The sequence below is a fragment of the Bacillus sp. JJ1764 genome, assembly GCF_036962145.1.
Taxonomy (GTDB): Bacteria; Bacillota; Bacilli; order Bacillales; family Cytobacillaceae; genus Neobacillus.
Genome location: NZ_JBALNY010000105.1, coordinates 1 through 8916 on the forward strand (window position 1 = coordinate 1; position 8916 = coordinate 8916).

General features: G+C 41.8%; 8 protein-coding genes. 2 read left to right on the forward strand and 6 right to left on the reverse strand.

The window, feature by feature from the left end:
• Positions 1 to 108 precede the first annotated feature (108 nt).
• The 3 genes from V7083_RS15190 to V7083_RS15200 form a co-directional block, all read right to left on the reverse strand.
• Positions 109 to 1137, reverse strand: a complete 1029-nt coding sequence (locus V7083_RS15190; protein ID WP_335479263.1) for a glycosyltransferase family 2 protein — start codon at positions 1135 to 1137, stop codon at positions 109 to 111.
• Between the two features lie 18 nt (positions 1138 to 1155).
• Positions 1156 to 2832, reverse strand: coding sequence for a DUF6044 family protein (locus tag V7083_RS15195; protein ID WP_335479265.1), 1677 nt, complete (start codon positions 2830 to 2832; stop codon positions 1156 to 1158).
• 90 nt (positions 2833 to 2922) lie between these two features.
• Positions 2923 to 3096, reverse strand: coding sequence for an aspartyl-phosphate phosphatase Spo0E family protein (locus tag V7083_RS15200; RefSeq protein ID WP_335479267.1), 174 nt, complete (start codon positions 3094 to 3096; stop codon positions 2923 to 2925).
• Positions 3097 to 3259: 163 nt separating this feature from the next.
• On the opposite strand from V7083_RS15200, the gene V7083_RS15205 reads away from it, so the two are divergent.
• Complete coding sequence (locus V7083_RS15205; protein WP_335479269.1) at positions 3260 to 4246, forward strand: potassium channel family protein; 987 nt, start codon at positions 3260 to 3262, stop codon at positions 4244 to 4246.
• Here the strand turns inward: V7083_RS15205 and V7083_RS15210 are convergent.
• Positions 4232 to 4642: a YugN-like family protein gene (locus tag V7083_RS15210; protein ID WP_335479271.1), complete on the reverse strand. Its 411-nt coding sequence runs from the start codon at positions 4640 to 4642 to the stop codon at positions 4232 to 4234. The genes V7083_RS15205 and V7083_RS15210 overlap by 15 nt on opposite strands.
• Positions 4643 to 4736: 94 nt before the next feature.
• Here V7083_RS15210 and V7083_RS15215 point away from each other — a divergent pair, with 94 nt between their 5' ends.
• Positions 4737 to 5600: a nuclease-related domain-containing protein gene (locus V7083_RS15215; RefSeq protein ID WP_335479273.1), complete on the forward strand. Its 864-nt coding sequence runs from the start codon at positions 4737 to 4739 to the stop codon at positions 5598 to 5600.
• 522 nt (positions 5601 to 6122) lie between these two features.
• On the opposite strand, the gene V7083_RS15220 is transcribed toward V7083_RS15215, so the two are convergent.
• Positions 6123 to 7472, reverse strand: coding sequence for a glucose-6-phosphate isomerase (locus tag V7083_RS15220; RefSeq protein ID WP_335479275.1), 1350 nt, complete (start codon positions 7470 to 7472; stop codon positions 6123 to 6125).
• A gap of 143 nt (positions 7473 to 7615) precedes the next feature.
• Positions 7616 to 8779, reverse strand: coding sequence for an iron-containing alcohol dehydrogenase (locus V7083_RS15225; protein WP_335479277.1), 1164 nt, complete (start codon positions 8777 to 8779; stop codon positions 7616 to 7618).
• Between the last annotated feature and the right edge of the window lie 137 nt (positions 8780 to 8916).

Genomic DNA, 8916 nt, shown 5'->3' on the forward strand with positions numbered 1-8916 from the left:
ATGGGGCCTTCATAACGACCGAGATCCCTCCTTTTTTACCCGCAAGGACTTTATGTACCCCAATCAAAAAAAGAGCCCCTTCAAGGTAGCTCTTATTAAATACCCCTGCTATTGATTTGTCTCCGATACTTTCCGAAACGGAACCCCAAATAATTCATCCTCAACCAACTGTCGCTTGGGCACCGGAAGATTTAGCGTATCAATATCAATAATATACTTTGGACGTTGCTTAGTTTCGTTGTAGATTTTTCCGACGTATTCCCCAATCAGGCCAATTGCAATTAGCTGTAGGCCTCCGATTAGCCAAATGGAAGTGATAAGTGAAGTCCAGCCCGTCTCTGTGTCTCCCAAAAACTTTAATGTTAAAAAATATCCGCCAAACACCAGGCTCATGAAAAATGACACAATTCCTACCAGTAAAACGAACCGGATGGGTGACACCGAAAAGGAGGTGATTCCGTCAAACGCAAACGCCAACATTTTCTTCAGCGGATACTTTGTTTCCCCCGCCTCCCGCTCCAGACGATCATAATAAACTACATCTGATTGGAACCCCAGCAGCGGGACAATCCCTCGTAAGAACAAATTGACTTCTTTAAATCGCTCCAGCTCATGCAGAGCCCGTTTACTCATCAGGCGGAAATCAGCATGGTTATATACCAGATTGACCCCTAGCTTTTCCATCATTTTATAAAAACCTTGGGCAGTGGTCCGCTTAAAAAACGTATCAGTAGCACGGCCTTGGCGAACACCGTACACAATTTCACAGCCCTCTTGAAATTTTAAAATAAACTCCCGAATGACTCGGATATCATCCTGCAAATCCGCATCAATGGATACGACACAGTCCGAAAGCTCTTTTGCGGCGTGGAGCCCGGCTAAGAGCGCACGCTGATGCCCGACATTCCGCGCTAGTTTCAAACCCCGGACATGCTCGTTTTTAAGCCCCTCTTTATAAATCATCTCCCACGTCTGGTCCTTACTCCCGTCATCAACAAATAGAATTTTACTTTGCGGTGACACCAGAGACTCCTGCATTAAATCCTTCAGCAGTTGGTGAAGTTTCTTGATTGTTACGGGCAAAACGGCTTCCTCGTTATAGCATGGAACAACAATTGTAAGGACTGGCTTCATCATGTTAAAAACCCCCGATGTCTAAAAAGTCTTATACAAGTAAATTTTCCAAGCAGAAGTTTTGGACTCAAACACTTTTTCAAGCTTCAGACGGTTGTTTCGCGCATTATCAATCGGAATCGCTGAAAAAATATAACGCCCGCCCATCTCTTTAAATACATCTGTATTCAGTTCCAAATTTTTCAAATGACGTTTAGAATCCTTCTTGATCATATATCTTTTGCCAAGCTGTGCTGTAAAAAGGTAACAACGCCCGCCCCATTGATCGAAGTACTGCCGGATGGTTTTATTCTTCTCTAATTCTTTTTCAATGATTTTCCTGAATTGATGTTTATAGCTTAACGGATAAAAATTATTGTAGGTATCTAGAGTATAAAACCCGTTATACTGCGCAATGGCCGGATGGATTCCGATGCTTGCTACCCAGTACTTCTCCTGCGGCATGGCAATGTACTGCTTAATGTCTTGAAACAATTCCTCTGCGTAAAACTCCTTGACTGTTGGTTTTTGACGATAAATAATTTCATCATTAAACAGGGCTAAAAACATCAACTGCAGCACCGCGAACCATTTGGCTGTCTTTGACCAACTGAACCCCTGCAGAGAAATAATTTTTAACGCTAAGGCAAAGCTTGCGTAGATCACCATCGGTCGTAAAAAATGATATCTGGCAAAGTTGAACGTATTTAAAAAGTGAAATTTCTCGGTGACAGGCACCCAGCCTCTAAAAAACCAAAAGGCATACCACAGTGACAATACAAAGTTCAGTCCAAATAAAAATACAAATATTTTTTCCTGTTTCCATAGTCTTTTTGAATAAACAAAGTAAAAGGCGATAAACAAAGCCGGCAGAATAAATAATGTATGTACCGTCATGACGTGTGTGTGTCCGAGCAAGTAGTTTTTGAAAGTTAGGCGAACAGCCCTCCAAAACGGTAGATGCGCATGAAAATACTCGTCACGGCTATTTGGTACTCCTTTCACAAGGAACGAATAAACAAGCCGGTATTCAACCAGCATGAATACGAATGTCATGTAACCAATAGAAAAAATAAATTTCCCATTCCAGCCCTTGCCTCTGATAACATCCGTTAGCCAAAATACAGCCATAGCGCTTAGAAAAAAGAAAAATCCCAACACAATGCTGGCGTAAAACGGTAAAAATGTCAGGACAGCATAATCCTTTAAGGTGGCTTCACCTTTACGGATATTGAGGAACGCCCATAACGCAAGTGGCATTCCTAATGTGCTTAGCATTCCTGATGGCCAAAAAGGCGTTAAGGCGAATGCCAGTGCCGCAAAGCTGTTGAGCGGAATCCATTTTTCACCTGGAAGCAGGTGTTTTTTTAACAATAAATACATTCCGATAAAGGCGGCGATCCTTGTCAGGGCCTGACTGATCCCATAGGCAATCATCGTTGGTAGTAATGAGTACAGCCAGACGATTACACTGTATTCAGTGCCAAAGGCGTTTCTGGATAGCAGCCCGTTGATGATTTGTGGTATCACTCCCGTTACTCCGCCAAACATTTGGCCACTTCTCGATAACACCTTATACCACGCCAGATTGGAATCCAGATTGTCATGGACCCTGATATGTGCATTTTCCTGCAAAATAAACAGTGGAGAAAGATAAACTGCTAAAACTAGTAGGGCAAAGAGGAGATACTTCTGCTCTTGCGTTGTTTTTACCATCATGTTCCTCACCTCAAAAGATCTCTCCATTTGTCCTTTAAATTTTGCTATAGGTGGGAAATTTATTCTGAATATCCAAATAAAAAAACCCTCCTAGTAGTAGGAAGGTTTCGTACGCTTTTTGTCATAGGTATTTAACAGGCGATCAAGTTTTTGACTGCATTGGACAACAATTGGATTCGAATAACCATGGAGATGAGCCAAATGAATCATTTCTAATCGTGTTTTTTCAATGTTCGTTAATAAGAAATTCATCCCAGTCACCATTGTCAGCCCTCTTTTACATGATAGTTATGTTGATAAACATAATTTACAAGTTTTTGCTATTTCATACAAGTAGTACTTGTATGAAAGTATGAATTTTTTGTGAACCATCCCATAAATTAGATGGGATATTTTAGTCAATAATAGTAGTAAGGAGGGGAACACCATGACGAATCGAATCGTAATCAGTTTTTTACGAATGCCCTTATTAATAAGAATATTACTGATTGCTCTCCTTGTCTTTGGCGTTTTTGGAGTTGCGATTCATGTATTAGAACCAGACACCTTTCCATCTGTCTTTGACGGGATTTGGTGGGCCATTATTACTGCATCGACAGTGGGATACGGTGATTATGTTCCCCATTCACTACTGGGCCGGTTAACAGCAGTGGTTTTAATTTTATTAGGAGTCAGCTTTGTTTCCTCGTATTTTGGAACCTTAGCCGCGGCAGCTGTTACGAAGCAAGATGCTTATGCAGAAGGAAAAATTGCCTTTAAAGGTCAGGGACATACGATTATTATCGGCTGGAATGAACGTTCAAAGGAATTGATCAGTAAATTGATTAGTCAGAAATCTCCTCCCATGATTGTGATTATTGACGAAACCCTTGAGGCCAATCCGGTTTCCTCACGGTTTGTGCATTTTATTCAAGGGAAAGCTCATGTCGATGATACGATTGTGAAGAGTGATATTGAGAATGCCGAGAAGGTGCTGATTACGGCGGATCGTGGAAATGATGAGTTACAGGCTGATATGAATAGTATTTTAACATTGCTAACCATTAAGGGGCTGTGCGCAAAGGTAAAATGCATTGTGGAGATTTTAACAGCGGAACAGGTGGTAAACGCGGTAAGAGCGGGCGCAGATGAGGTGATTCAATCCAATAAGTTAACCAGTGTCTTTATGCTCAACAGCTTGCATTCGAATGGTGACGGGTTGCTCTCAGATGTGTTACATCAACTGCAGGATGGCCGTTTGACAGCTGTTTTTGCCGGTGCCGGGAAGTCTGGGAAATTATACGGAGATATGTGGCAGGAGCAATTGAGCTGCGGCTGTCTTCTGGTGGGAATAAAAAGAGGAGAGGAAACCATCCTGAATCCCCCCCACACTTTTAAAATGGAAGAGTCCGATCAGCTATTAACCATTCGATAGCAGGACCGTTTCCAATTCGGCTACCATTGCCTTACCTTTATCTATATAACGATCAGGAATGCTGGCGTCTTTATCAGTTGGTTCCTGAAATTGATTTAATGTCCCGGAGAATACTCCTGACTCACCCTGAACATCCAACCCCGATTCATATTGGTGCGACAATAGGAACGGGCGGCCCAACTCCACCGTACAACCACGCATATCCAGTTGTCCATCAACCGCATGAAATGGAAGCCGAAAAAATTGATAGCCGCCTTCATCATCCAGTTTATAATCGAACGAACCATGGTCATAATCCCAATTCCCGCCAATCGAATACCCGATTGGTTTTAATTTTTGCTCTATTTTAAATAAATCAAACTGCTTGCCCTCGACTTTTGATGGCAGTTCAATCATTCTGCATACCCCCTTTATTCTTAGCTTCCCCCATCATTCCTGAAAAATAAATGTTGGAAATTAGTCATACCTTTGGTTTGGTAATTTTTATAAAATGGAGAAATATTTATTTGAAAGGAGTGTTGATTTTGGGAATTACTGTTATAAAGCCGCGTCAAATAAAGGGGAGGTGCTATTTGATGAATTAGCAATGGAGCGCATCCAGATGAGTGTTTTGATGCTTAATGATTTGTTATTGGAACAAAATCATTCCTACTTTCAAATTGACTCCTTGTTGGTTACGCAAGGAATGATTCACTTATTCGATGTAAAAAATTTTGAAGGCATTTACGTTTATAAGGATGACAATTTCTATCTTCTGGGTAGTAACAATGACCTTCAAAATCCTTTAGAACAGCTGAAACGATGTGAGCGCCTCCTCCGTAAACGTCTCCAAGAAAATGGCATTAATCTCCCCATAAAATCTCACTTAATCTTTATTAACCCCAAATTTACTCTCTTACAAGCACCTCTTAACGAGACCATCATTCTCCCAACACAACTTGATCATTTTTTTGAAAAAATGAATAGGATCCAGGCTAATGTAACAGAGAAGCATGTTACAATTTCTGAGAAAATCATGACTTATCATAAGGGAGAGTACCCATTGGTTAATGTCCCTACTTATACAAAAAGCACACTTAAATACGGGAACTATTGCTTAAAGTGTCATTCCTTTGATGTATCAGTTGTTGGAGTTGGGAAATTGGTGTGTATTGAGTGCGGTTTTGAGGAATCGGCGGATCAAGCTGTATTGCGGTGTGTAGAGGAAATCGGGCTGTTGTTTCCCGGGGAGAAGATTATGACTAATTTGGTACAGCACTGGTGCGGAGGTGCTTTCTCTAAAAAGGTAATTTGTAGGGTTTTGAAGGGGAATTATACTATAAAAGGATATGGTCAATGGACGTATTATGAGTAATCATAATTAACTGTTATTTGATTAAATTTAATTAGGTCTCCAATTAATTCTTTGGCGACCTTTTTTAATCTATGGTCATTCTAGAAGGAAACATGTCATCTTGGCGACTCCCTTTCATCTATCTACTGTTCCTCGGCACCAAGCGGCCTTATTGACGACCNNCCGTCTCATCATTTATCCGCAATTCCTTGGCGACCTTCTCATCATCTACCCGCAATTCCTCGGCGCCAAGAAGCTTCATTGGCGACCTCTTTTTCATCTATCCAGGATTCCTCGGTGCCAAGAAGCTTCATTGGCGACCCCTTTTTCATCTATCCAGGATTCCTCGGCGCCAAGCAACCTTATTGGCGACTTCTTATTCATCTATCCAGGATTCCTCGGCGCCAAGCGACTTTTTTGGCGACTACTTTTTTCATCTATCTGCGACTTCACTGTGCCAATTACCTCAATGGCGATTAATGCAAACCTTAGAAGTCAATTCACAAAAAAAACGCCAACCCCATAAAGGTCAGCGTTTCAAAATTACTTCAAGCGTTTTTCAAGCTCTGCTTTCTTTTCTTCAAATCCTGGTTTTCCTAATAGGGCGAACATGTTGACTTTGTAGGCTTCTACACCTGGTTGGTCAAATGGGTTAACCCCTAGTAAGTAGCCGCTCATGGCGCAGGCTTTTTCGAAGAAGTATACTAGGTAGCCGAATGTGTATTCATCCAATGAAGGGACGGATACGATTAGGTTTGGTACACCGCCGTCTGTGTGAGCGAGCATAGTGCCTTCGAAGGCTTTGTTATTTACGAAATCAACAGTTTGGCCGGCTAAATAGTTTAATCCGTCCAGGTCATTGTCCATTGCTTCAATGGATAATTCGTGGCGCGGTTGATCCACCTTGATGATGGTTTCGAACAAATCGCGGCGGCCTTCTTGGATGTATTGCCCTAATGAGTGCAAGTCTGTTGAGAAGTTTGCTGATGATGGGAAGATTCCCTTTTGGTCTTTGCCTTCGCTCTCGCCGAATAGCTGTTTCCACCATTCAGAGAAATATTGCAAGGCTGGCTCGTAGTTAACAAGCATTTCAATGGTTTTGCCTTTGTTGTAAAGGACATTTCTGACAGCCGCATATTGGTAGGCAAGATTGTCTTCAAGCTCGGAATGACCGAAGTCCTCTTGTCCTTTTGCTGCGCCGTCCATCATTTTTTGAATATCGGCACCGCTGACAGCGATTGGCAGCAAGCCTACTGCAGTTAATACGGAGTAGCGTCCGCCGACGTCATCTGGAATGACAAATGTTTCGTAGCCTTCTTCAGTTGAGAGGGTTTTCAATGCACCTCTTGCTTTGTCAGTGGTTGCATAAATGCGCTTACGTGCTTCTTCTTGGCCATATTTTTCTTCAAGAAGCTTACGGAAGATCCGGAAAGCGATAGCTGGTTCGGTAGTGGTTCCAGATTTTGAAATGACGTTAATGGAGAATTCCTTGCCGTCAAGCAGATCCATGATGTCTTTCATATAAGTAGAGCTGATGTTGTTTCCGACAAAAATAATTTGTGGGGTGTTGCGCTTTTCTTTTGGAAGTACATTGTAGAAGCTGTGCTGTAGCATTTCTATAGCAGCGCGGGCGCCAAGGTAGGAGCCGCCAATCCCGATAACTAAAAGAACATCTGAATCGGATTTAATTTTTTCAGCTGCTTTTTGAATTCGTGAAAATTCTTCTTTGTCATAGTTTACGGGAAGTTCAACCCACCCTAGAAAATCGTTTCCTGCACCTGTTTTTTCATGCAAAGAGTGGTGGGCAACTTTTACAGCATCCCTTAGGTATGTAAGTTCATGTTCACCGAAAAAGGTAAGGGCTTTTGAGTAATCAAAGCGAACGTGTGTCATGATTGATCCTCCAATTTTTTATTTTCATTTACCACTTTATCGAATGAGGGGCGGATAATCAAGGTACACCCTCCTATGTAAGCGTACCCATTTTCGAGCTTTTTTTTACAAATTGAAAAAAACCCGGACAAAGCGTCCGAGTCTTATAGTGATGCACGAAAAATCGCCAGTACATCCTCACGATTCAATTTCTTAAATCTGCCAAATTCACCGTAAACCATCGCACGATCAGCCATTAAGTCCAGCTTGCTGTCATCGATTTGATAATGTGCTAAACGTGATGGAGCACCAATACTGTTCCAGAATTCACGCAGCTTGCGAATGCCTTCAAGTCCTGCTTCTTCATCCGTTTTACCTTCCGGATTTACACCGAATACACGGACTGCGAGCTTTTTAAAACGTGCTGGTTTCACACTAAGATTGTGTTCCATCCAATGTGGGAACAGAATCGCCAAACCACCGCCATGTGGGATATCATAAACAGCTGAGACAGCATGCTCAAGGTTATGGGTAGCCCAATCTCCTGAGTAGCCCATGTTTAAGATTCCGTTTAGTGCCATTGTTCCACAATAAAGGACAGTTGCACGGTGGTCGTAATTTTCTAGGTCCTCTAAAAGCTTAGGAGCCGTTTCCATTACTGTTAACAGCAATCCTTCACACATACGGTCCTGAAAATCAGTTTGGTCTTCAAGGTGAAAATAATGCTCAAGAGTATGAGACATCATATCGACAATTCCATTTACCGTTTGGTCTCTTGGAACTGTATATGTATTTACTGGATCTAAAATTGAAAATTTCGGATAGGTCACAGCGCTGCCCCAGCCGTATTTTTCGTTTGTTTCCCAGTTTGTAATGACAGAGCCAGCATTCATTTCTGAGCCTGTTGCAGCCAAAGTTAAAACCGTACCAAATGGAAGCGCCGCTTGGACCATTGCTTTTTTTGTCACAAGATCCCATGGATCCCCGTCATACTTTGCTCCTGCCGCAATCAGCTTCGAACAATCAATTACACTGCCGCCTCCGACAGCTAAGATAAAGTCAATTCCTTCCGTTTTGCAAATCTCCACCCCTTTACGGGCAGTCGTTACACGCGGATTTGGTTCAACACCTGATAGTTCAAATACTTCGGCACCGATCTCCTTTAATAATCCTGTTACCTGATCGTAAAGACCAGAACGTTTAATGCTGCCACCGCCATAGACAAGAAGTACTTTCTTGCCATAACGAGGAACTTCGGTTTTTAATTGCTCTAGCTGACCTTTTCCAAAAATTAATTTTGTCGGATTCCAAAATGTAAAGTTTTGCAATTCAAAACGCCTCCTTCTCATTTCATATTATTTGCTATTCACACCTTTTTTGCAAAAAATTTTACTTGAATAGTTTTACTGAAGAATCATTAAACTATTAATAAAAAAAGGAGGATTTTCCAATTTGGGCTCAATTC

Excerpts from the sequence above, each read along its gene's own strand:
- V7083_RS15190 (WP_335479263.1), bottom strand. The coding sequence starts at position 1,137 with ATGATGAAGCCAGTCCTTACAATTGTTGTTCCATGCTATAACGAGGAA.
- V7083_RS15195 (WP_335479265.1), bottom strand. The coding sequence starts at position 2,832 with ATGATGGTAAAAACAACGCAAGAGCAGAAGTATCTCCTCTTTGCCCTA.
- V7083_RS15200 (WP_335479267.1), bottom strand. The coding sequence starts at position 3,096 with ATGGTGACTGGGATGAATTTCTTATTAACGAACATTGAAAAAACACGA.
- V7083_RS15205 (WP_335479269.1), top strand. The coding sequence starts at position 3,260 with ATGACGAATCGAATCGTAATCAGTTTTTTACGAATGCCCTTATTAATA.
- V7083_RS15210 (WP_335479271.1), bottom strand. The coding sequence starts at position 4,642 with ATGATTGAACTGCCATCAAAAGTCGAGGGCAAGCAGTTTGATTTATTT.
- V7083_RS15215 (WP_335479273.1), top strand. The coding sequence starts at position 4,737 with ATGGAGAAATATTTATTTGAAAGGAGTGTTGATTTTGGGAATTACTGT.
- V7083_RS15220 (WP_335479275.1), bottom strand. The coding sequence starts at position 7,472 with ATGACACACGTTCGCTTTGATTACTCAAAAGCCCTTACCTTTTTCGGT.